At 50.6% G+C, this 23,056-nt stretch carries 19 protein-coding genes and 1 tRNA gene; 5 read left to right on the top strand and 15 right to left on the bottom strand.

The window, feature by feature from the left end:
- Positions 1-126 precede the first annotated feature (126 nt).
- The 3 genes from larB to ispF form a co-directional block, all read right to left on the bottom strand.
- On the bottom strand, positions 127-891 hold the full coding sequence (gene larB, locus AC2215_RS05215; RefSeq protein ID WP_486808903.1) for a nickel pincer cofactor biosynthesis protein LarB: 765 nt from the start codon (positions 889-891) through the stop codon (positions 127-129).
- A gap of 184 nt (positions 892-1,075) precedes the next feature.
- Positions 1,076-2,872 (bottom strand): ABC transporter substrate-binding protein, encoded by a 1,797-nt coding sequence (locus tag AC2215_RS05210; protein ID WP_486808902.1) that lies wholly within the window; start codon positions 2,870-2,872, stop codon positions 1,076-1,078.
- Between the two features lie 606 nt (positions 2,873-3,478).
- The gene (gene ispF, locus AC2215_RS05205) at positions 3,479-3,967 is read right to left on the bottom strand and encodes a 2-C-methyl-D-erythritol 2,4-cyclodiphosphate synthase (protein WP_486808926.1); all 489 of its coding nucleotides are present in this window, start codon (positions 3,965-3,967) and stop codon (positions 3,479-3,481) included.
- Positions 3,968-4,037: 70 nt separating this feature from the next.
- On the opposite strand from ispF, the gene AC2215_RS05200 reads away from it, so the two are divergent.
- The gene (locus AC2215_RS05200) at positions 4,038-4,343 is read left to right on the top strand and encodes a carbon dioxide-concentrating mechanism protein CcmK (RefSeq protein WP_486808901.1); all 306 of its coding nucleotides are present in this window, start codon (positions 4,038-4,040) and stop codon (positions 4,341-4,343) included.
- A gap of 464 nt (positions 4,344-4,807) precedes the next feature.
- Complete coding sequence (locus AC2215_RS05195; RefSeq protein ID WP_486808900.1) at positions 4,808-5,164, top strand: carbon dioxide-concentrating mechanism protein CcmK; 357 nt, start codon at positions 4,808-4,810, stop codon at positions 5,162-5,164.
- Between the two features lie 64 nt (positions 5,165-5,228).
- Here AC2215_RS05195 and AC2215_RS05190 read toward each other — a convergent pair whose 3' ends face one another.
- Positions 5,229-5,795 (bottom strand): DUF1517 domain-containing protein, encoded by a 567-nt coding sequence (locus AC2215_RS05190; RefSeq protein WP_486808899.1) that lies wholly within the window; start codon positions 5,793-5,795, stop codon positions 5,229-5,231.
- Between the two features lie 303 nt (positions 5,796-6,098).
- Between AC2215_RS05190 and AC2215_RS05185 the strand changes: the two genes are divergently transcribed.
- On the top strand, positions 6,099-6,608 hold the full coding sequence (locus AC2215_RS05185) for an inorganic diphosphatase (protein WP_486808898.1): 510 nt from the start codon (positions 6,099-6,101) through the stop codon (positions 6,606-6,608).
- Positions 6,609-6,835: 227 nt separating this feature from the next.
- On the opposite strand, the gene AC2215_RS05180 is transcribed toward AC2215_RS05185, so the two are convergent.
- Positions 6,836-7,666, bottom strand: coding sequence for an Npun_R2479 family HD domain-containing metalloprotein (locus AC2215_RS05180; protein WP_486808897.1), 831 nt, complete (start codon positions 7,664-7,666; stop codon positions 6,836-6,838).
- 688 nt (positions 7,667-8,354) lie between these two features.
- Between AC2215_RS05180 and AC2215_RS05175 the strand changes: the two genes are divergently transcribed.
- Positions 8,355-9,959 (top strand): hypothetical protein, encoded by a 1,605-nt coding sequence (locus AC2215_RS05175; RefSeq protein WP_486808896.1) that lies wholly within the window; start codon positions 8,355-8,357, stop codon positions 9,957-9,959.
- Positions 9,960-10,087: 128 nt separating this feature from the next.
- On the opposite strand, the gene AC2215_RS05170 is transcribed toward AC2215_RS05175, so the two are convergent.
- From AC2215_RS05170 to AC2215_RS05140, 7 genes are all read right to left on the bottom strand, one after another.
- The gene (locus AC2215_RS05170) at positions 10,088-12,178 is read right to left on the bottom strand and encodes a GDSL-type esterase/lipase family protein (RefSeq protein ID WP_486808895.1); all 2,091 of its coding nucleotides are present in this window, start codon (positions 12,176-12,178) and stop codon (positions 10,088-10,090) included.
- Positions 12,179-12,655: 477 nt separating this feature from the next.
- Positions 12,656-14,530, bottom strand: a complete 1,875-nt coding sequence (locus AC2215_RS05165; protein WP_486808894.1) for a PAS domain S-box protein — start codon at positions 14,528-14,530, stop codon at positions 12,656-12,658.
- Positions 14,531-14,785: 255 nt separating this feature from the next.
- Positions 14,786-15,406: a cobalt-precorrin-8X methylmutase gene (locus AC2215_RS05160; RefSeq protein WP_486808893.1), complete on the bottom strand. Its 621-nt coding sequence runs from the start codon at positions 15,404-15,406 to the stop codon at positions 14,786-14,788.
- 398 nt (positions 15,407-15,804) lie between these two features.
- The gene (locus AC2215_RS05155) at positions 15,805-15,957 is read right to left on the bottom strand and encodes a hypothetical protein (RefSeq protein WP_486808892.1); all 153 of its coding nucleotides are present in this window, start codon (positions 15,955-15,957) and stop codon (positions 15,805-15,807) included.
- A gap of 564 nt (positions 15,958-16,521) precedes the next feature.
- A tRNA-Ser gene (locus AC2215_RS05150) sits at positions 16,522-16,610 on the bottom strand.
- A gap of 106 nt (positions 16,611-16,716) precedes the next feature.
- Entirely contained in the window at positions 16,717-17,949 is a 1,233-nt protein-coding gene (locus AC2215_RS05145; protein WP_486808891.1) for a hypothetical protein, read from the bottom strand.
- A gap of 128 nt (positions 17,950-18,077) precedes the next feature.
- The gene (locus AC2215_RS05140; protein ID WP_486808890.1) at positions 18,078-18,404 is read right to left on the bottom strand and encodes an MgPME-cyclase complex family protein; all 327 of its coding nucleotides are present in this window, start codon (positions 18,402-18,404) and stop codon (positions 18,078-18,080) included.
- 122 nt (positions 18,405-18,526) lie between these two features.
- Here AC2215_RS05140 and AC2215_RS05135 point away from each other — a divergent pair, with 122 nt between their 5' ends.
- On the top strand, positions 18,527-18,769 hold the full coding sequence (locus AC2215_RS05135; RefSeq protein ID WP_486808889.1) for a hypothetical protein: 243 nt from the start codon (positions 18,527-18,529) through the stop codon (positions 18,767-18,769).
- A gap of 90 nt (positions 18,770-18,859) precedes the next feature.
- On the opposite strand, the gene AC2215_RS05130 is transcribed toward AC2215_RS05135, so the two are convergent.
- The 3 genes from AC2215_RS05130 to AC2215_RS05120 all read right to left on the bottom strand — a co-directional run.
- The gene (locus AC2215_RS05130; protein WP_486808888.1) at positions 18,860-21,397 is read right to left on the bottom strand and encodes a PAS domain-containing sensor histidine kinase; all 2,538 of its coding nucleotides are present in this window, start codon (positions 21,395-21,397) and stop codon (positions 18,860-18,862) included.
- Positions 21,398-21,712: 315 nt separating this feature from the next.
- Entirely contained in the window at positions 21,713-22,645 is a 933-nt protein-coding gene (locus AC2215_RS05125) for an NAD(P)H-dependent glycerol-3-phosphate dehydrogenase (protein WP_486808887.1), read from the bottom strand.
- A 148-nt stretch (positions 22,646-22,793) separates the two neighbouring features.
- Positions 22,794-23,056, bottom strand: a 263-nt coding sequence (locus AC2215_RS05120; RefSeq protein ID WP_486808886.1) for a hypothetical protein, incomplete at its 5' end; no start/stop codon positions are given.

The following is a 23,056-nucleotide window of genomic DNA, read 5'->3' as shown; positions in this document are numbered from 1 at the left end:
TTCAAAATTCCAGGTTTTCCGCGTCACCGTGTCTCTGCGTCTCCGCGTCTTCCCCCTCTCCCTTATCTCCCTCCAAATCACCCATCACCATGTCCCAATTTTGCATTTTTAATTTTTAATTTTTAATTATCTCCCCCGTCGAGATCTCAAAATCTGACCGGCCAACACGGCTGCCCCAAAACCATTATCGATATTCACCACCCCAATTCCCGGCGCGCAGGAATTGAGCATCGTCAGGAGGGGGGCAATGCCATCGAAACTGGCACCGTAGCCGATGCTGGTGGGAACGGCAATCGTCGGACAGGCCGCCAAACCCGCCACGACACTGGGTAGGGCCCCCTCCATCCCCGCCACCACGATGATGACATCTGCAGCGGCGATCGCATCTCGGTAAGCCAGCAGTCGGTGAATCCCCGCCACCCCCACATCCGTAATCCGCTGCACCGAAAAGCCGCTGAGTTCGAGCGTTACGGCCGCTTCTTCAGCCACCGGAAGATCGGAAGTCCCGGCACAAAACAGGGCGATATTACCCGAATGCTGGGGTGGTGGCAGTTCCGGGAGGATGGCGCAAATCCGAGGCATCGCGTAGTATTCCACGTCTGGAACTTTCTCCCGCAGTTGCTCGTAAACCACCGGGGACACCCGCGTTGCCATCACCACCCCCCCATCTTGTCGCATCACCTCCATAATTTGGGCGATTTGTTCCGGGGTTTTATCCTGTCCCCAAATCACTTCGGGAAATCCCGTCCGCCGGCTGCGATGGCGATCGATTTTGGCAAAGTCCCCCACGGGTTCGAAGGTGACGTGTTTGAGTTGATCGAGGGCGAGTTCCGGCGACAGTTCCCCGGCAGCAACGGATTCGAGCAGAGATTGTAAAGTGTCGGCATTCATCGGCAACGAGCTGAAAATATTAATTGACGTCTAATATGAACGATCGCGCAACCCTGGTGAGAGTGCGGAATGGGGAATCGAATCGGTGGTCAAAAGTCACGAAAAAGTAAGAATTTGAGCGTTTATTACCCATTCGGCATCATTTGAGAATATCGTTGAGCCGATGTGAACGGTTCGGCGGGCACTACTCTTGGGGTTCCTCGGCAACATCGAGTTCGTATATGTTCCAGAACGCACCCCCCAGGGCAGAGAACTGCAAGTTTTCTACGGTATTGCGAACGGCAGCCATCGAGAAGGGATTCACCAGGTAAATAAAGGGTAAGTTTTCTTGGGCGAGAATCTGCGTTTTGCCGTAAATTTCTTTGCGTTTGGCTTCGTCAAATTCTTGTGCCCCGCGAATATACAACTGGGCGATTTCTCGCTCCCAATCGGCAATTTCGCGACCGACAATCGGGGGATCTTCACGATTTTGATTAAAAGAGTGCAATCGTCCCTCAGTCGACCAAATCGTCGTGCCGCCGTGGGGTTCGACCCCGCCGGTAAATCCGATTAGGTGGCACTCCCAGTTGAGGGAGTCCTGAATTTTGGTGACCAAAGTATTGAAGGCAATGGGTTGGAAATCGACTTTGATGCCGATTTTGGCTAAGTCTTGCTGAATTTGCACCCCAATCGCCTCTCGAATTTGATTGCCACTATTGGTAACGAGCTCAAATTGAACTCGATTGCCCCCAGCATCTTCAAGTTGTCCGAGGTTATTATATTTAAATCCGGCTTCTAATAACAGTTGCTTGGCTTTTTCGAGATCGTAATTGTAGGTGGGCAATCCTTCTTCTGGAGAAAGATAGTAAGGACTCGGCACGGAAATGGGAGAATGTTGCAGGCTTCCCAGTCCCCGATAGATATTATTAATCATCGTTTGCCGATCGATGGAATAAGCAATCGCTTTGCGAAAGTTTAAGTTGTTAAACCAAGCGGATTTGACGGGATTGACTAAGGGATTGCCCTTTTCATCTTTGGCTTTATTTAAGTTGAACGTAATAAAGGTTGTCCCCATCGCCGGACCATCTTCATGAATGGTAAAGTTTCCCCGCTCTTCCTCGCGCTTGAGAAGTGAAAAATAGGGCGGCGATACAGATATTGAGGTTAACCCACCCGATCGAAATTGTAAAAGCTGCGTATCTTGATTTTCGACAATTTGCCAAATAATCCGATCGATATTCGGCAACGCCTTCCCGGCATCATCTTTTCGCCAATAGTAAGGATTGCGCTCGAAAATTAATCGCTGACTGGGAATATATTCTTTCAGTTGGTAGGGGCCGTTTACCACTAGTTTTTCGGGGGGGGTATTGGTTCCCCAAGTGGATAAAAATAACGGGTTTCCTTTATCATCTAAAGTCTCGACCGACTCTCGTAGAATATGAGCCGGTAAAATCTCTGCCCCGCCCATCGCACGAATGACCGGAGAAAAGGGTTCGGGTAACGTAAATTCAACGCGGCGATCGTCTAACTTTTTTACCGTCGGCCGAGTCCCACTTTCACCAATCCGCAAAACGTCACCGGTGGGGGCGGGAATTTTATCGTTCAGATAAATATCTTGGAACGAAAACACCACGTCATCTGCTGTAATAGGTTCTCCATCCGACCATTTTAGATCCTCTCTTAGAGTGAAGACGATTTTCTTTTTATCGGCCGAAATTTCGGGTAAGGCTTCGGCAATTCCCGGCTCTATTTCTGCTTGCCCGTTTGAGATTAATAAGCCTTCATAGACGTAGCCAAAAATATTCGGAGATTCTTGGGAAAGGGCGGCGTTAAACGTTTTCGGATCGCTAATTTGTCCCAAAACAATTTGGGGAACTTGGGCCGATTCTGTTTTTAAGTTATCGGTGCTGCACCCAGACACGATCGCGATCGCCACAAACCCGATCGCCAACCCGATCGTTCGGCGAACGAGACTGAAAAAATGGGTGTTGAGATTTATCATGTTTCTCGGACTGAACGATCGTCTGTCAATATTTATAGCAGTTCGCGCCGGTATCATTACAAATTTTCAGTCATGGGGAATGGGGAATGGGCATTGGTGAGGCGGTTTTGCTTGTATGCTACTTGTGTCTTGGGGTGTGGGGTGTAGGGTGTAGGGTGTGGGGTTGGGGTGCGCGAAGAGAGTTGGTGTGGGGTCTGAGCATCGAGCGCTCATCGGAAACAGTCTAGATCCCAAGAGTCAACCGAGGGGTCACACTAAATATGGGGCTTGACAAACGAGCGATTTCCTGAAGCTTTCACCAATGGGGAATGGGGAATAGAAAATACCGATGTCTTCGATGATTGTAAAGAGACGGCGACCGTTGCGCGATAAATGTTACGGGTGAATTGTCCTCAATGACGCGCATCTGGACGATTGCATGTTGGTAAATTCCTCAAACTTTACTGATGGCTTTCTCCCCTAGAGGCAGTAACATCGATAACTGATGACGCATTTGGATGAAGCATTTGAGAGAGGTTAGAACTGCTGGCGATTTGTCAAGCCCCGCACCTAACACCCCACACCCCTTGAAAAAAGGCACACAACTTAACCTTTCACGAGTGTCGATTACGAGTTTTCGATCGCACTGAGCAAGGCAACGGCGTAGGCGGAAATTCCCTCTTCTCGTCCCACGGGACCGAGTTTTTCATTGGTGGTGGCTTTGATACCAATGCGATCGAGATCTAATTTTAAAACACTCGCGAGGCGATCGCCCATCGCATTCAAATGGGGTTTGAGTTTGGGACGTTCGGCAACCACCACCGAATCGATATTGCTCACTTCCCATCCCCGATCGCGAATTAGTTGGTTCACCTGGGCCAACAATACCAAACTATCGGCCCCTTTCCAGCGATCGTCCGTGGGGGGAAAGTAGTGACCGATATCCCCCAAACTCAATGCCCCCAGCATCGCATCCATTATCGCGTGAGTGAGGACATCGGCATCGCTGTGACCGAGCAACCCCAACTCGTGGGGAATTTCCACACCGCCTAAAATTAACCGACGATTCTCTCCCAAGCGATGAATATCGTATCCGTTGCCAATGCGAATGTCGATCTTCATTTCCCATCAGATATAGAGTGCCGACAAATTGTACAATAGAGCAATTCCATTGAGGAGAGCGATCGTGCCACAAGCCGTTGGAGTGATTGAAACCCTGGGTTTTCCCGCCGTCCTCGCCGCTGCCGATGCAATGGTGAAAGGGGCGCGAGTGACGTTAGTCTCTTTTGACAAAGCCGAACGGGGAAACTTCTTCGTGGCGGTTCGGGGAAGTGTCTCGGAAGTGAAGTCGGCGATGGATGCGGGACTCGAAGCCGCTGAAAATACCTATGGGGGTAAGGTGATGCTTCACTATACCGTCCCCAATCCCCCAGAAAATATAGTGACGGTTTTACCCATCCACTATACAGAAGCGAGCGAGCCTTTCCGATAGCCCCAGATCGATTGATTCGATCGAAGTATCCACAAGACTAACGAGACTTGAGGGCGGCTTCACACAACTTCGCGCTCCATAAAAACGACCGTACACCCCCGTACAATGAGCTACCCTGCCAGCACCCTCCGCGACGCTTTACCCTGCGCTCTACTCCGCAACGGAGGGCGATCGATCTCCAAGTGCCCGTTCGTCGCGCAGAGCGAGCGTCGCGTGGGAATAGCCGGTCGGGTATAGTATTCAAAGCAGGTAAAACCAACAAGTGTTAATCGCCGCCTGTCAACTCAAACAAATTCAAGAACAGAACCGGTGCGGAGGGGCATCCCGTATCGTTACTAAAGCTTACCGAGCAACCGAAGCAATAGCTGGTGTTGGTAAGAAGCCTGCGCTCTCGGGCACTTGGGAGCGTCGGGAGTATGTCACTGCGGTTCAACTCAAAATTCAATCTAGGAGAATAATAGAAAGTGACACAGCAAGCAGTGGGATCGTTGGAAACAAAAGGATTTCCAGGTATTTTGGCTGCCTCCGATGCAATGGTGAAAGCCGCGCGGGTCACCTTAGTCGGCTATATTCGCGTCGGCAGCGCCCGATTTAACGTCAATATCCGGGGAGATGTCTCCGAGGTCAAAACGGCCATGGAGGCGGGAATAGCCGCCGTAGAAACAGCTTATGGCGCAACCCTTGAATCTTGGGTGATTATTCCCCGTCCCCACGAAAATATCGTTGCTGTCTTACCCATCGATTTTTCGCCGGATGTGGAAGTCTATCGCGATGCCGTCGAAGGTCGGCGTTTGCCGGGATTGTCGGGAACGCGCACTTGAGGAAGCTTTCGGAGGCAGGGAACGAGAGATCTTCGTCAATTCCGCGCCTCCAAATTCCCGATCTTCAGACGAGCGGTTTCAGATCGCGATATTCGGCTTCCATCTCCTCGGCACTCAAACTATCCGCAGCCGTTTGGGGACTCCACAGCAACTCCAACACCATCAAATCTTCGGGCGGCATTCGAGTCAGGGTTTCGAGAATCCGTTTCAACCCAGAATGCGACAAGGCAGACTCGTCCCCGACACCATCCCATCCTCGCCAATCGCCAGCGATTCCCAGCAGCAGCGTCACCACAATGTAAGCCGGCGTACCCCTATCTTCAACCAGCGGTGGCGGAGTTTGGGCGATACAGCCGTCAATATTGGTCAGGGTTTCGGCGCTAAATTTACTGCGTTCTTCCGTCGAAAGCAAATCGAAAAATGTTTGGGCTTCGTTGGGAGAATCGAACGTGCGAGAGGATGCCCCGGCGTGCGTCCAAAACTGGGCAGATTCGACGATCGATCGCACTACTCCTTGCAGCAGTTGCCACAATCCAGGCTGCGTTTGAGTATCTGCTTCCAGACTCAAGTTCGTCAGCGTCGATTGCACCCCAGAAGCATCTGCACCCAGGGCAATTTGCAGTTTACTCACCGTAATGCTCATCTCGCTTCATCCGATCTAAAAAATTCACGTCTAGCTGTCGTCACGACTGTTTGGACACTTCGATCGTTAACCCGCGATCTTTCTGCCCCCACTCACCAACACCAGAATCTAAAAAACTCGCCCGTTGAACGCCCCACCTCCCCCCCCTTTTCCCACATTAGGCTAAAATAAGTGCGATGCGTTCGGATGCCAACCGTTGCGTGGCTCCGAGCCTGCCAATCTCTGTTGTCAATGAGAAATTCCAGCAGAGATCGGCATTGTTTAACCGAGTTTTTAGTTTGGAGATTGTCTGTGGACCTATCGCTGATTCCCGCTCAACCGAAGCCTGGAGTTGTGAACGTTCTCATCGAAATTCCAGCCGGGAGTAAGAACAAGTACGAGTACGATAAGGACATGCAGTGCTTCGCACTCGATCGAGTTTTGTTCTCTTCGGTTCAGTATCCCTACGATTACGGGTTTATTCCCAATACCCTCGCGGATGATGGCGATCCTTTAGATGGTATAGTCCTCATGGACCAGCCCACCTTCCCCGGCTGTGTGATTGCTGCCCGTCCTATCGGAATGCTCGAAATGATCGATGGGGGCGATCGCGACGAGAAGTTGCTGTGCGTTCCGACTGAAGATCCCCGCTTCAAAGAGATTACTTCCCTCGACCAGATTTCTCCCCATCGCTTGGAAGAAATTGCCGAATTTTTCCGCTCCTACAAAAATTTGGAGAAGAAAGTGACGGAAATTCTGGGCTGGAAAGGTGCCGATCTGGTTGCACCTTTAGTTGAAGAATGCATTAAAGCGGCCGGGTAAGCAACTTTGCGTTTGTCCGTCTGAATTGATGTTTGGTAACTCCCGCACTCGATCGCATCGTCGTTTGGGTGCGGGAGTTGTGGACTCACCGTAATTTCAATGAAAACCCGATTCTCATGCTACGGAACGCGACTGGGAAGGTTATGTCCAAACATATTGCTGTATTGACGTTTTAGCGATCGCACATTACTCGATCGCCCAGAATGCCGGGATTGGCGACGATCGTATTAGCGTTCGTGTTCGACCACAAACACGTTGGCATAGAGATTGGCGACGATCTGCTTCCCTTGCTGCGTCAGTGACAGATATTGCAAAGCTTCTTTAATACAAGGATAAATATCGCTCCAGTAAATTTTCGAGTAGCTTTGCAGCAAGTCACCGGCGTGGCGATAGCCGAGCTTATCGTTGAGTCCGGTTTCCTCATACTCGTAATACAGCGCCCCCATTTTCTTCAAGTATCGCGGATCGCTGAGTTGACCGATCGAATCTGCCGCTCGCAGCAGTCCTGGAAAGCTTGCCGTATCGGTCTTTCTTTCCTCATTCGCATTGTAAGGACGAGTTCTTTCGATATTTTCTTTAATCGTTTCGGCCTCGATGAGCTTATGGCCGCTGAATCGCTCGTCCACAAAAAGCTTACTGCGATCGACGTGATAGGGCGCGAGGCTCGCATCGGTTGCCCCCGGCGGCAGGGAAATCAAAGAACCCGTACCCGATGCATAGGAGTTGAGATCGATTCTATCCTGCTGGCAAACTCCTTTGATATAGCCAATATCACTGCAAACCAGCGACAGAATAAAATGCAGCCAATCTTCGCAAGATACGCCTCCCTCTCGAATATGCTTGCCTCGTAAAATCTCTTGGCCCACCAATGTCACCATGATGGTGTGTTCCATATTGTGATACAGGGCATCACTATTCGAGATATTCTCCAGGGCCATGCCCCCCGCCCAAGCGATAATATCCGCATAAGCCGGCTTATACCCCCCGTAAGTGCGGTGGTAACCCTCCCTCAATCGCCGAACGAAGTTTTGAATCAGAATTTCTGTGGCATTAAACATATAGAATTTAGCTCGCTTTGTAACAGATACCGAGTTTGAAGAACGTTAAAGTTCTTTCTCAACCCTAGTGATTATACGGACGGTCTGTATTGCGATCGTATGAGGTTTTTGTGACACTCTCCCATATGAATCATGAAAGACTTTTTGTGCTCGGCGAAACCACATCAGCCAAGGGAATTGCGTTACCGAACTCAGAGGTGGGATTCTGCCCCAGCTTAAAAGCGGGTATGCCCAACCCTGTTGGCCGATTGCAAGTCCTTTTTTTGAAGAGGCGATCTCGCCTCTAATGCTGTTTGTCTAGTCTCTATGAATCTTTGACCGACTAGTAGAGGAAAAACGAGAACAATGTTGTAGAACCCGAGAGATTCAATAGTCAATGTTCAGCCCTACCACTAATCGTCTTAGGTGGTTTGAGTGGTTGATTACCTTTTCGACTCAGATGAATCTACCAAACCTGACGGCGGTTCAAACCGCCTGCGGCTTGCTTATCTCCCAACTTAAAAGGTTGGGAGTTGGATTCGCTCGAGAGCTAGATAAACCATTTTAATTATGACTTGCAACGAGTCAGACTTGCCACACCCTACAGAATTGATGCTTCCCTCAGTATATTGCTCTGCGATCGAGAAAAACGATACAATTCAGGCTCGATCGAGCAAGATCGGGCGAAACGCCAAATTGTGGCTGCATCATGACTTTGACCAGACGAACCTTTAATCGACGTGTCATCCAGTTTGCAACCGGTGCCGTTGCGCCTTCGGTGCTGCTCGAGCGATGTCAGCCCCCGAAAGCCACCCCCCTCAACACCACCTCTATGGGCGCCGGGTTGAAAGCCTATATCAGCGACGTCGTGGACGAGCTCACTCCCGAAACCGAACTGCTCGTCCCCACCTACCTGGGAAACGATCGCCGCCGATTTTACGGTCGCGGCGTGCCTCAAGGGTTAAACCTGCTGCACCAACTCCCCCTCGGTAGCGGTCGCAGCTATCTGGGTCGCAGCCTCAAAACTTGGACGGGGGCCGGATGGACGGGACAGCCGACGATTATCAAAGATTTCGGTAAAACCTACGCCATTATCGGCGCTTTCGACCACCATTTACGCAAACTCGATCTGGGCACCAACCAAGTGGTTTGGCAGTATAAATTCGATGATATTCTCAAAGGCTCCTCCACGGTCTACATCGATCCCCTCGCTAGCAATGACAATCGGGTCGTGATTCTCCAAGGTAGTCGGCGAGGATTGCAAAATCCCATCCGGACCCCCAAACCCGTCCCCAGTTTTCGAGCCGTGTCTTTCCGCACCGGACAAGAACTGTGGCGGCTCAACCTCCGCCTGACTCGAAGTTTCAGCCGAGATAACGACAGCAGCGCCATCAATTTAGGCAATGGGTTGCTCTTCAATGTAGGAGAAAACGGCATCGGCTATTTCCTCAACAGCGCCACGGCAACGGCAACTCAGAAAGAGGGTATCCTCCAGCCGCAGGTTTTTTCGGAATTGAAGCTCTATCAAGATAGCGACGCGCGCCGCTACGGGGGCAATTTGGTGGCCGAATCCTCCCCGGCCCGACTCAACGATCGCATTTTCCTAGCAGCCGGGGGAGGACGCATCTACGGCATCAGTACCACCACCCGCGAGATTATCTGGCAGTTTCTGGCTGGGGGCGATTTGAACGGTACGCTCGCCATTTCCGATGAAAATAAGCTCTTTTGTGCGATGGAACGGGAAAAGATTCCCGGTCGTGGAGGGGTTTTCAAACTCGATCCCAATAAACCCCCCCAAGAAGCGGTTGAGTGGTTTTTCCCCACCTTAAATCGCGGGTTTAGTACCTGGAAGGGGGGGATCGTGGGGTCGGTTGCCCTCAACGACGAATATCGATCGCCCGAGATTCCAGCGCTGTTTGCCACGAATTCGATCGATGGCAACTTATATATCGGCAGCCAGCATCAAATAACCGGAACCCAGGTCAAAGGGCCGTTTTTGCAAAAGACCTACAATACCCCATTAATTGCCTTTCAAAAACGATTGGGGGCATCGATTTCCACCCCCGTTTTTACGGACGGGAATCGCTTGGTGGCAGCCGGGTATAACGGAGTTTATTTGTTTCAGCTCAATTTTGAACCCACCACCTCGGCGGAACCGAACGCCCTCAAGAGCGATGGGGGGAACTTCTATCGTTTGAGGGTTGAAGAAATCGGTCGGTTCAAACCGGGTATTTCCTTTGAATCGACTCCGGTGGTTTGGGATGGAATCGTCAGGATTTGCTCGCGGGATGGGTGGATGTATACCTTGGGTTAAGGGGGAATGGGGAATGGGGAATGGGGTGTGGGGTGTGGGATGTGGGGAATGGTTAATTGAATAATTCTCCTCTCCCTTGTCTTCCCCCTCTCCCTGCTCTTCCTTGTCTTCCCTCTTCCCCATCCCGCTCAAGCTAACAGGGCAAACCGATCGGCTGTTAATTCGGGAATACCTTGGAGGGTAGCAATTTGGGTCGCCGCACCGGGTCCGATGCCATCGACATCGAAGCTCAAATTGCCGGTATTGGTGTCGTAGAGAAACGTCCCGTCGGTGGTGGAGGGAATCGGGGTCGGGCCGCTGACAAAAGCGGTTAAGACCGTCCCAGTCGCCAACCCACCGCCAAATCCCGATGCGGAGACCATGATAATGTCCCCTTCTGCGGGATTGAAATCGGCAATTAAATCGCCGCCTTCAGCAGGGGAGTTATAGATAAATCCATCTAACCCCGGTCCGGCGGCCAGGCTATCGACACCAATGCCACCGGTGAGTCGATCGGTTCCGGCGCCTCCTTCGAGGATATTATTCCCGCTATTGCCGACGAGGGCATCGTTAAAGGCAGAACCGATAATGCGATCGACATTACTGATGGGAACCGTTGTCCCAGTGGCGTCGAGAATGGCATCGAACCAAGCATCGGCAATTTTGACGTACCCCCCGGCATTGGGGTGAATGCCGCTATCGACGGATAAATCGGCTAAATCTGCCGGTGCGCTGACAGAACGATTGATATCGACAAAGGCGACGGATTTGCCGTCGGCGACTCGTTCGGCCACTACGCCGGGAACGCGGGTGTTATACCGATCGACCAATTCGAGTTCGTCGGTCGTTCTGGCATCGGGATGGAAGGGAACGATCGATCCGACGAGAACCGTCCCATCAAAGGAGTCGGAGTCGGTAATGCGATCGATGGTACGACCGAGCGCTCGACTCAGATTATCGGCACGAGCGTCACTGTTATCTCGGGTGTTGCTAATATCATTGGTTCCGGCTAGCAACAGCACGATATCGGCCGGGTTGACTTCGATGAAGCCAGTGCCGTCATCGCTGGTGACGTTATCGCGGAAAAATCCGATGTTTTGACCGGAGTGCGCTTCGTGATCGCGATCGAGCAAACTCGACGGACCGCTCGATTGGGAACCGACAAAATCGGGAATAAAGCCGAAATCTTGGAGTCGCTCGTACAGAGTGGTGCGGTAGCCGCCTTCTTCCTCAAATGGAGTTATCCCATCGTTTCCTCGGGTAATCGAGTCTCCCAGAGGCATAATTCTAGGAAAGGTGCCGAACTCGCTCAGGAAAGTGAGGTTGCGATCGAGACGGACGATCACCCCCTCCGTGGCATCGGTATAACTCAGAAAGTTGCCCGACGGCGCGCCGAAGGGAGAATCCGGTGTGGGAGTCTCGGGGGTGGGAATCACCGGTGGCGGCGTCCCCGGAGGTAATGGCGTGGTGGGAACTGTGGGAAAGGCTTCGAGAAAGTCGCTTTGATTGATTTCGTTGGGACTGATACTTTGCAAAATTGCCAGCACTTCCCCCGTGGCGGCATTTTGAACGATGGTACCACCGGCATTTTCGCCGGTTCCCACCCCTAAAGTGAGGTTGGCAAAGGTCAAACCGCCGCCGAGTTCGATGAAGTCTTCCCCTTTGCGAAAATCGATAATGTTATTCACGGCTAAAGTCCCGCTGGGACCATCGCCGATGACAAAAAAGTCAGTTCCCGCGCCTCCGGTGAGGGTATTTGACCCCAGGTTCCCGAAGAGTCGATCGTTTCCGGAACCGCCGGAGATGCGATCGTTGCCCTGTCCCCCAAACAGCACGTCGTCTCCCTCATCCCCGGAGATGACATCGTCTCCTTGGTTGCCAAAGGCGAAATCATTGCCCGGTCCGCTAAAAATAAGGTCGTTTCCCGCGACGTCCAAGGCTCCACCATCGCTAGTGCCCCCCATTAAGACATCGTTGCCCCGATCGCCGTAGAGAATGTCGCTACCGAGGTCTCCGGTCACTAAATCTTCATTGGCGCCGCCGCGTACGGTATCGTTTCCCTGGCCGCCGCGGACGACGTCGTTTCCTTGATTTCCGTTTAGGTCGTCGTTGCCATCATTGCCGTTAATATCGTCATTGCCTTCAAGCCCAGATGCGATATCATCTCCAGAAAGTGCGGTGATTTCATCAATACCCGAAGTTCCGGTGAGGATGTCATTATTTGTCGTGCCGACAATCATTCTTATTCGTTCCCGATCTCAGAGGTGGTGTTAGTGTAGTCGTTGACTGGGGAAATCTGTGCCTTGCCGCACAATTCTTAAAACATCTAATTCAAACGTCTAAAACGAATCGGTGTTTGAGAATCGCGCGATTTCCCAGTCTCGACATCGGGTCTCAACCCGATGGTTGCCAATTTTGTCGTAGATTCACCCCAGAATTGAATCGGTATTCAATACCGACTCTCGAAAAAGACCTATTGCATCACGATTGAAAAACCCTTTTCACTTGCACTATTTTGGGTGGGTTGGTTCTATCTAGGTCTGGCTCGATCGGTTAACTAAATCCGATCGATTTTTGGTTGCTTGAATTGTCGTGTAACGTGCGTTTGACACAGTCTTCTGACATTTTACAATAAATACACCACACCGGTGCAATTTCCACGAGATGGCAGGCAACGATCGATCTTCTGTTAATGGGTTTCGGGTGCGTTGTTGCTTCTAGCGCGCGATCGGAATTTCCAGACTCAAGGTCGTGCCTTGTCCGGGCGCAGAAACACAAGTTAACGTCCCTCCATGTTGGTTGACAACGATATCGTAGCTGGTCGAGAGTCCCAAACCCGTGCCTTTGCCGACGGGTTTTAGGGTAAAAAACGGATCGAAAATGCGAGTGCGGACCTCTTCACTCATGCCAATGCCATTATCGGAAATGTGAATGGCAACGGTTTTTTCTTTCATCTGGGTCTGAATGCAAACGATCGCTTTTCCCACTCGACGGTCATCTTCTCGCTGACTGGATAAAGCATCGATCGCATTTGCCAAAACGTTCATAAATACCTGATTTAACTGACTGGCATAGCATTCAACCCGTGGGAGTTCGCCGTACTCTTTAATGACTTGAATGCGATCTCCCGCCGTGTTCAATTGATAAGATAACAGTGAAAGCGCGCTTTCAATTCCTTCGTGAATATCGACTTTTTTGCATTGCGATTCATCATGGCGGGAGAAGTTTCTTAAAGAACGAACGATATGGGTAATCCGTTGAGTTCCCACTTTCATCGAAGCCAAGATTTTGGGAATATCCCGACGCATAAAATCTAAATCTAGCTCTCGAAGGCGCTCTCGAAGTTTGGGTTCTAAGCCGTCATCGTGTTGTCGGTAAAGGTCGATCGACTCGATGAGTTCCTCTGTGTATGCCTCCAAATAGGAGAGATTGCCGTGAATGAAGTTAACGGGGTTATTAATCTCGTGGGCGATTCCCGCCACCAACTGCCCCAAACTCGACATCTTTTCCGTATGGATGAGTTGCGCTTGAGTGGTTTGCAGTTCCCGTAAGGTTTTCTCGAGTTGGCGAGCTTGTCGTTTTAAAGAATTTTTTGATTGTCGCAATGCGCTTGCCGTGCGTTTGCGCATCTTCACCTCTTCTTGCAGAGTGGCGTTGGCTTCTGTGAGTTCGATCGTTCGTTCTTCCACCCGCTTTTCTAGCTCGTCGCGAGCCTTTTGTAAGGCTTCCGAGGCCAGATTTTGTTCGGTAATATCCCGCGTGACGGTGGCAAAGCCGAGTAGTTCGCCGCTTTCGTTACGCAGGGAGGAAATGGTCACATGGGCCCAAAAACGGGAGCCATCGCGGCGCATTCGCCAATTCTCGTACTCGACTCGACCGTGGAGGATAGCGCGATCGAGTAAGGTGGCGGGGGTTCGAGCCGCAATCTGTTCGGGGGTAAAAAAGCGATCGATGGATTCTCCGAGGATTTCCCCTTCGCTCCAGCCGTTGATGCGTTGGGCACCCTGATTCCAGCTAATGATGCGTCCGTGGCGATCGAGCATGTAGATGGCGTAATCTTTCACCCCTTCAACTAACAGGCGAAAGTGTTCTTCGGGAGAATTAAACTGGGTATGGGGTTGGAGGCGGTCTAAACTGCATCCGGGTCGCTCTCCCAAATCTTGCACGTTGGCGTAAAAGAGTTGGCGTTCGGGACAAAACGTCACCTGCCAGCGCAACCATCGATATAGGTTATTGCGACTCCGAAAGCGATTTTTATAGGTGACGGTGTCTCGTTCCCCTTCGAGCAGCGCCCAGAGATGCTCCCGCGTCATCGCCACATCGTCTGGATGTATCCAATCGAGATAGGGCTGAGTCTGTAACTCCCCCAGGGACCATCCCAGGCTTTGCGTCCACATGGGGGCAATTTGCTTGAAGTTGCCATCGAAGCCAATCGCGCACAACATCTCCAAAGAGAGAGCGAGTAGTTTCTCCGGTGCAGCGACTATCGCTCGAGGGGTTTCGAGCCATCGAATTTTTACTTTTTTAACACAGCGATCGTTGGGCTTTTGGCTGGCAAACTTTATCTTAGCAATGTTGCCATTTTTACTCATTTGTAAATTATAGTTAAGAAAAATTTTAGTTTATTAGTTTCATTGTACAGACTCGTTATAAACATCTATCAAATTAGGTATAATATTTATTTAATCTTTTAACAGAAATCCTAATACTTTTCATCTTTCTCTAACTTAATGGTGGAGATCGCGCATCGAGAGGAAAAAGTCGCGCGCGTCACCTTTTTAACCGAAAGCGAGAGATGAGTGAAACCCTCCGCGACCCTTCGCCCCCATCTTCTGAGTGGGGAAGTGTCAAGATTCGCCCGAATTCCAAGCGAGTACCAGTAGGGCATTGAGAATCGCTGCGGCGACTGTAGAGCCACCCTTGCGTCCTTCAATACGAATCTGCGGTACGTCCGTTTGCGCCAGTGCTTGTTTGGATTCGAGTACTGAGACAAAACCAACCGGCGCACCGATAACTAAAGTGGGTTTAATTGAGGATACCGCAATGCGATCGCACAGTGCCAGCAATGCCGTCGGTGCGTTGCCAATGACGTAAATCCCCTGAGGAAACCGATCGCAGCATTTCAACATTCCCGTTTCGGTGCGCGTTTTTCCCGGGAAAGCCGAGGGGGCTAGATCGATCGCACAGACGATCGGGTTGCCGAAGGTTTTCGAGACCATCGTCACGATACCCTGTCGCACCATCGTGACATCAGTAATAATGGGTACGGCTTTGGGTAAGGCGGCGATCGCCCTTTCGATGGCATTGGGACTAAACCGGATGAGTTGCTCGAACTCGAAGTCGGCAGTGCTGTGGATCGCTCGCCGCAGAATCTGGTATTCCGACGGACTCAGCGCACACTCGCCAATCTCGCGATCGATGATGGCAAAGCTTTCTTCGACGATCCGGTGGTTGAGAGGGTTAGACATGAAAATGGGGAGATGCTCCAGACGCGGTGATGGGGTAGTACCAATTTTCCATTCTCGCTTCTTTCAGTTGCTGAAAATGCCGGTGACAGAATCCGACAGCGATCGCGACTTGGCTCAAAATCGCAAAACCCTCAGTCAGAAACTGAGGGAATCATTCTTATGGCGTTTTTCAATAGAGATACAACCCACGGAACGAGTTTGACTATAAATGAGCCAGATCCATCAAATTGACAGAGCGCACGCAACTTACATTCAGAGAGTTGATATCGGTGAAAACGGCTATAAGAAAATTAAAATATCCAATCGGAAAATAACTTGCTTGTGGCTTCAGTCGTTACCATTGAAAACTTATCAATTGTAAGAAACATTGCCGCAATGCTGGGTCGGTGCAGTTCTGTCTAGAAACCGCCAATGACCACGATCGATGCCACACTGCAGAACAAGATTAAAGCCCAAGCCCAGATTGTAATATAGGGGGCATGGTTAACGGCTTGAAAATATTCGTTAATTTTTGCATCTTTTTCTTCTGGATGCCAAATCATCGGTTTCATTATTTTTACCTCTTTTTTGCGTCGAAAGGACTCACTTTTTGACATTCAATTCACGCAAGCTCGAGGTTAACTTTGGCGAGCTGAATGTCTGAATAATAGGAAGAATAGCTCTTTTGTTAGAGAAAGAAAAGTCAAAAAAAGAAATCTTCATTTCTAGTATTAAATGTTTATCACAGTTTGTTGCGAACGTTGAGTGGGGGTCAGCATTCAGGCGTCAGCTCTCAGTCATGTTAGATCTAACTGGAGTTTAGACAAATTTAATCGCTAAAACTGTCAAATCCTCTCGGGATAAGGGTTTGACAGTTGAACGAGTGAGGCAACGATCGAAACACTAAAACGCTACCCCGTCAGGCTTGTAGCCGGTTCGATCGAGATTTTGTCTAAACTCGAGTCACCTCACTGAATACCGCTATATTTTTTCAATGAGTGTAAATAAACCAGCGCGAAGCACGATATATTTACCCGCCTGAAGAAGACCGATTCAGAGTGCGATTCGTTTTTTCTCAGCTTGCATACACCAAGAGAGTAACGAATGACGACAGTCTTGGAAAAGATAGATTTAAACGGAGAGAGAGGGATTCGAACCCTCGGTACGGCCTGAACCGTACAACAGATTAGCAATCTGCCGCTTTCGACCACTCAGCCACCTCTCCATGGGTGGTGCCATTGTATTGTAACATAGCGCGCTGCTGCGAAAAACGTTTTTTTCCAGACATGGGGCTGCAATATGACAGACCCAACCCTCAAACCGGCAAACACCTAGAATTGTTCGACTTTGGGGGCGAGCAAAATAACTTGGCGGCTATCGACCATCATGGCCAAAAAGCCATTAGAACTGAGGGTCTGTAAGGTTGAATTGGCCGATCGCTCGTCTTGGGTGTGCATCACTAACAGATAGGGTCGCTGTCCGTAGGAGGCTAAACCCACATTTTTACCCACTGCCTGTTGAATTTGAGCGGCTAACTCCGGTCGTTCGACGTAATCGACTAGAATCGCGTAACCGGCATCGAGGGGTTGGGGATTGAAGGGCGGTACGGAGGATGTGGCTGAAATCGGTTCCGGTGGCGAGGGATTTCCATCGGGCGGCAATGCCGATCGCAATGGCGGAACTTCTGGCAACTCCCGGCTTTCGGATTCTCGGATGGGCGGTTGAGATCGCACTTCCAAATTGGGAATTGGCTCGCGATCGTTTTCGGGGGACGATGCAGAGACCTGTGGCGGGGGATTGTAAGCCGGTGAGTCTGGGGTGGAAGACTCATCTAGGGAAATTGCCGCCGAACTGAGATCGAGGCTGGGTAATCTCGTTGGCTCGGTCGAGGCAGTCGAGGCGGTTGGGGTGGAAGTTAGCACCGGAGGAGCCATGGCCGCGGTTGGGGTGGAGACGGTCTCCGGATCGGGGGTATTACGACCAGAGGTTTCGCGATCGCTCCGGGCAGAGGTCGGTTCTAGCTCGATGGCGCGACCGGGAATCAGGGGAATGCCACCGGTCGAACTGGATGAAGAGGTGTAGTTTGGAGGATTGGGGGCAATTTCTACGGAAGGAGAAACCCGAGGAGATGGGTTCGGAACCGATGCAGATTCTGAAGGTGTAATCGCGGGCGCTTCTTCAGAAACTTCCGCGGCTTCTACTTGGGGGGGACGGGTGACAAATGCCCCCAATCCCGTTTCCGCAGCGATCGTCTGAGCTAACACGTTGGCATCTTGCTGCTCGCGGTAACCCCCCACTCGGGTGACGATTTCTCCCAAATAGTTACAGATCGTGGCATCTCGTTCGGGCGGAATCAGTGCGGCAACGGCTTCTTGTTCGTCGTCTTCTGGATTGATGACCAGAATCAAGTATTCTCCGGGTTGAGGGGGAACGCACTCACCCCGTTCGGCAAGGGCAGCTGTGGCGATCGCGCCCCATCCGAGCGTTCCAATCAGGGCGCTTCCTAACAGGGTTTTCCAGGTGTTCGAGCGGGTAAAACCCATGGAATTGTGAGGTGTAGACATTATTCGGGAATCCGTCGGCATGGCTGGGGTGGTTCGCGCGATCGGTGCCGAGCTTGTTGGGTTCGATCGGACCCTCGCTTTGTGCACCCCCAGCCGCCCCAACCGTTAGCTAAATGTCCTGTAGTTTATCATACCGATGCCAATGAGGCTAGAGGCTCGGGAATGGTGTCCGACGGTCCTTGAAATTCCCCGACGATGACGTATTCCAGTCGCAGCTTCAGCCACGTGATAAATTGCGGATCGGTGGAAATAATCGCAACAGCCGGTTGGGGGCATTGGTTTTTGATGGCGTTCATTTCCGGTGCTTCTAAAAACGCGGGTTGTTTGACGACCCAAAAATCAATTTCTTTTTCCCGTTCTTGATAGTTTCGAGTTCGTTCGCGAATCACTTCATCAATGGGTTCTTCTTCGAGTAAAAACGTTTGGCTGGCGAGAACGTAATGGTAAGTTTGCATGGTGGACTTGCTCCCTTGGTCACTTTGTCACGGGCAATGAGTGGCGATTCTAACACGAGAGCGGGAGCATTCGACAGACACGGTGAAACGGGGACGCGGGGACGCGGGGATAAGGAATCATTATGGGCGTGGATTGGATTAAGTTTAAATTCAAAGGTGATGTCAATCTTCAAGAGTTGAGAATGTGGGTGGAACGACAGTCTCAAAACTTTGCTTTTTCATTTGGATATCTACATCGAATTGAAGGTGCGAACGATGACTTATTTTCACTCACACCTGAAGAAGAAGCCATCAAACGTAACATGTATCGAGAAGCGTGCGATCGCCTGATTGAAGAAGAGTGCGGACTCTATTTAGATTATTAATTTCACAACATAAACCTTACTGCATAGAGTTTTCTCTTGCCAGTTTTCACTCTCCATTCTCGAGAGCTCGAGAGATGAAAATCCCAACTCTTACGTCGCACCTTCTGCCGATTCGCCAACACCCATGGGAATCATCATTTTAAACATTGCACCCTCTCCCGGTTGAGAAATACACTGCAGTTCGCCGCCGTGGAGGTGGGTGATAATTCGATCGCAAATTGACATGCCAATGCCCGTTCCTTTCCCGACGGGTTTGGTGGTAAAAAAGGGATCGAACATTCGCTTTTGTACGGATTCGGAAATACCCGGTCCGTTATCGCGAATACAAATACTAATGCGATCGCCCTCAAGAACTTCCGTTTGAATGATAATTTGCGGCGTGGAACATTCCCCTGTTGCGATCGCCTCCTCTAACGCATCAATGCCATTGGTAATAATATTCAAAAACACTTGATTGAGCTGTCCGGCATAGCACTCGATCTTCGAGAACTCGCCGTACTCGCGAATCACTTTGATTTCTGGCATATCGGGTTTGGGTTCGAGTCGGTGCTGAAGCATGATCAAAGTACTTTCAATCCCTTCATGAAGATCGACCCGTTTGCGTTCTGCTTCATCTACCCGCGAAAACGTCCGCAGCGATTGCACCACCCTCCGAATGCGTTGGGTTCCCACTTGCATCGAACTCAGCAATTTGGGTAAGTCGTAAAAAATAAAATCTAAGTCAATCTCCTCAGCAATCTCTTGAATGGCAGGCGTCGCTTCCGGGTACTGAGTTTGATAGGCTTTGACCAGTTGGAGTAAATCCTCAACGTAAATTCGAGCGTGATTGAGATTAGCGTGAATGAAGTTGGCGGGATTGTTGATTTCATGGGCGACACCGGCCACCAGTTGACCCAAACTCGACATTTTTTCAGTGTGGATGAGTTTGGCTTGAGTCTGTCGCAATTCCCATAAAGTTTGCTCTAACTGCTGGGTGTTCTGCTCTAACTGTTGGGTTTTATGTCGTAATTTTGCCTCTTTGCGACGCGAGGTTTCTTCCGCGAGTTTTTGTTGGGTAATATCTGTCGAAATGCCCCCGATCGCGTAGATTTGACCTTCAGAATTTTTTAAGGGAAACTTGACTGTCAGATAGGTATGCAATCCATCGGGCAACGAGAGAATTTCTTCTTTAGAGATGGGACGCTCGAGATCGACAACATCGCCATGTCTGCGTTGAAGTCCGTGTTGATCGGGTTGGGCAATATCCGGTGCCGGTTCGTCACCTGCGGTGGATTTCGAGAGACCTCGATCGTTGAGATGCCGCACTTCCTGAGCTTGCCGGTTTAGCACCATGTACTCCCCCGCCAAGTTTTCAATGGAAATCAGTGCCGGTGCGTAATCTAAAATCGCTTGGAGTTGCTGCTGGCTTTGGCTGCATTCCAACTCGGCTTGCTTGCGTTCGGTGATATTGCGCGCCACCCAAATCACCGTTCGGTCTTTGAGGGGTGCGATGCTCACATCGAACCAAGTTTCTATTCCCCCCAAGTTCAACAGATGTTCGAGTTGGATCGTGGTTTGGGTTTCCAGGCTGGTTTGAATTTGGCCCACCAAAAAGTCTGCCGTGGAGGCCGGTAGCACATCGTGTAGGGTTTTGCCGATGACATCCGGTGGCGTTCGACAGAACTGTGGGGGATTGGTGGGAACGATTCGCAGAAAGCATCCTTCGTCATCGAACACCAAAATCACATCCTGCATTGCCCGGAAGAGCGTGAGTAGCTCGTTTTGGTAATCGAGGAGAGCTTTATCGAGCTGTTTGCGTTCGGTAATATCCTCCATCGTCCCCAAAATTGCCATGGGGTTGTCCGATTCATCGTGGAGTAACGTTTTTTGAGTATCGAACCAGGTTTGCGGAGAATGGGTGGGTCGGGGAGATTCGAGAATCTGTCGCACCGGAGACCGATAGGCGATCGCCTGTTTGTCTAACGCTTGCAAGGCTTGGATAATTTCCGGCTTCCAGGGCAAATCTCGATCGGTTTTGCCGACGATCTCCTTTGGGTTTTGGAGACCGATCAGCTGGGCAAATTGGCGATTGCATCCGAGATATTTGAAAGAGAGATCTTTCCAGAAACAAGCTTGGGGCAAATTTTCGATCGCCTCTTCGAGAAGTTGCGTTTTCCGCGGGGACGATCGATCTTTGAGATGCATTTCGATGGGCGATCGGGGATTTTGAAGTTCCCGAGAAACTTCGACGAGCAATCCCTGCCAAAGAATACTTTTATCGCGCTTTTTTCGGGGGCGCGCTGAAGTCTGAACCCACACAATTTCTCCCGATTCTAAAATCAATCTTCCCTGCCAAACCCACGTGACGAATTCGGCAGCAGAACGTTCGAGGGAGCGATCGAAACGAACGCGATCTTCTCGATGAATTTTCGAGAGCAGCAGATTCGCATCGGTTTGTACGGCCGTTGCATCGAGTTCTAAGAAAGTTCGGACGCTAGAACTCAGAAATGGAAATGCGAGAAAACCATGGCGATCGCGCTGAAGCTGGTAAATCAGACCGGGTACATCAGCGGCGATACACTCTAATGGGGTGAACTCTGGCTCGAGACTAATTTCTTGCGTTTTATGCAGATCTCTAGAATCTCGCATACTCTGGCTGTAACTTTAATGCATCAACATTCGATCTAGACAAGCAGATTTAGACAAGCGCGCCCCAAGCGGGAACGATCTCAACAGCCAACTTTAGATGAGCAGTTCTTCTGTCAAGAAAACGATCCACTCTTGACGGATACCTACGATCCGATTTCCAATGGAAACCCTAACTTTTGAGGAAGTTTTCCCATATTACTTTGACATATTGTCTGGAAAAATGCATATCACCGGAGGTCGATCGGGCCCGATCGAGTCACGGAATCGTTGTCAAGAGTGGAGAGATTGTGGAAAAAACGCAGTTCGATCGTTCTTTCAATGGAACTGGGGAAACACCGCTTCCGAGGTTAGCGTTCGTTCCATCAATTCGGCCACCGCTTTTTCCGGGGAAATTTGACCGTTGAGGAGGCGATCGACCCGATAGGCAATCGGCACTTCAATTCCCCGTTGCGCCGCTAATTTCACCAAAACTCGGCTGGTATTCACCCCTTCTGCCGTCCCCTGGATTTCGTCCATAACCTGCATCAGGGATTTTCCCTGGGCCAAACCGTAACCCACTTGATAGTTGCGACTCAAAGGGCTATTGCAGGTTGCCAGCAAATCCCCCAAACCCGACAGTCCCCAAAAGGTTTCCACTTTACCGCCCAAACTCGTTCCTACTCGCACCATTTCGATCGCCCCTCGGCTGAGTAACGCCGCTTTGGCATTCGTTCCCAGTTGCAAGCCGTCGCAGACTCCCGTTGCAATCGCCATCACATTTTTGAGGGTTCCCCCCAGTTCCGTCCCCAACGGATCGGTATTGGTATACACGCGAAAGGCATCAGACGAAAAAATCCCTTGAATCGTCTTCGCCGCATCGACATCGTGACTGGCGGCAATCGTCGCTGCCGGTAGTTCCGCTTCGATCTCTTTCGATAAATTCGGACCCGAGAGAACGACAATCGAACGATCTGTTAAAGTAGCTTGCCAGATTTGGGAGGGGGTGCGCGTCGTCACCAAATCTAAGCCTTTGGTGGCTGTAACGAGGATAGCGTGGGGGGGTAGAGATTGTAGCTTAACCGCAATTTCTCGAACCCCTTTCATGGAAACAGCCGAGACGACAACATCTGCATCCTGTGTCGCTTCGGTCAGGGTTTGGGAACTGCGGCGAGACCAAATGCAGACACGATGTCCTTGCTTGCGGGCGAGGGTTGCTAGTGCCGAACCCCACGCTCCCGCCCCTAAAATTGTAACGGCGTAGATCGTCATTTGGGATTTTAGATTTGGGATTATTTGAGATTTTAGAGTTGAACCTCTGTTCGGAATCGGCTGAAATTTTCATTCTTCCGTGGGTTCAAAAGCTAATTTTATCGTGGCATTACCCTTACGAATAGTCTTAACCCGAACTCACGTAAGTTTAGACGATCGGTTTAGATGATTTGTCTGTATCCAGGTTAAAGTTCTGTGCGATCGAACTCACCCCTAACTCCTCGACCCTAACTCCTCGGCGAGAGGGAAACGATCGCCTGAAAATTGGGCTTATATAGCAACCGCCAGGGCGGTTTAGGCATAAACTCGAAGTGGTGCTAACAATTCGTAGGCGATCGTTATCCTCATGCCCAAACCCTACAGTTACGACCTTCGCCAAAAAGTGATACTGGCGATAAAGCTCGATGAGTT

The organism is Zarconia sp. (genome assembly GCF_057467645.1).
The sequence above is the reverse complement of the archived record's forward strand: the minus strand, read 5'-3'. Positions and strand labels throughout refer to the sequence as shown.

What these genes read in the sequence shown, in the direction of transcription:
- AC2215_RS05140 (WP_486808890.1), bottom strand. Translation starts at nt 18,404, where the DNA reads ATGCAAACTTACCATTACGTTCTCGCCAGCCAAACGTTTTTACTCGAA.
- AC2215_RS05135 (WP_486808889.1), top strand. Translation starts at nt 18,527, where the DNA reads ATGGGCGTGGATTGGATTAAGTTTAAATTCAAAGGTGATGTCAATCTT.
- AC2215_RS05125 (WP_486808887.1), bottom strand. Translation starts at nt 22,645, where the DNA reads ATGACGATCTACGCCGTTACAATTTTAGGGGCGGGAGCGTGGGGTTCG.
- larB (WP_486808903.1), bottom strand. Translation starts at nt 891, where the DNA reads ATGAATGCCGACACTTTACAATCTCTGCTCGAATCCGTTGCTGCCGGG.
- AC2215_RS05145 (WP_486808891.1), bottom strand. Translation starts at nt 17,949, where the DNA reads ATGTCTACACCTCACAATTCCATGGGTTTTACCCGCTCGAACACCTGG.
- AC2215_RS05175 (WP_486808896.1), top strand. Translation starts at nt 8,355, where the DNA reads ATGACTTTGACCAGACGAACCTTTAATCGACGTGTCATCCAGTTTGCA.
- AC2215_RS05155 (WP_486808892.1), bottom strand. Translation starts at nt 15,957, where the DNA reads ATGAAACCGATGATTTGGCATCCAGAAGAAAAAGATGCAAAAATTAAC.
- AC2215_RS05160 (WP_486808893.1), bottom strand. Translation starts at nt 15,406, where the DNA reads ATGTCTAACCCTCTCAACCACCGGATCGTCGAAGAAAGCTTTGCCATC.
- AC2215_RS05180 (WP_486808897.1), bottom strand. Translation starts at nt 7,666, where the DNA reads ATGTTTAATGCCACAGAAATTCTGATTCAAAACTTCGTTCGGCGATTG.
- AC2215_RS05170 (WP_486808895.1), bottom strand. Translation starts at nt 12,178, where the DNA reads ATGATTGTCGGCACGACAAATAATGACATCCTCACCGGAACTTCGGGT.
- AC2215_RS05165 (WP_486808894.1), bottom strand. Translation starts at nt 14,530, where the DNA reads ATGAGTAAAAATGGCAACATTGCTAAGATAAAGTTTGCCAGCCAAAAG.
- AC2215_RS05130 (WP_486808888.1), bottom strand. Translation starts at nt 21,397, where the DNA reads ATGCGAGATTCTAGAGATCTGCATAAAACGCAAGAAATTAGTCTCGAG.
- AC2215_RS05210 (WP_486808902.1), bottom strand. Translation starts at nt 2,872, where the DNA reads ATGATAAATCTCAACACCCATTTTTTCAGTCTCGTTCGCCGAACGATC.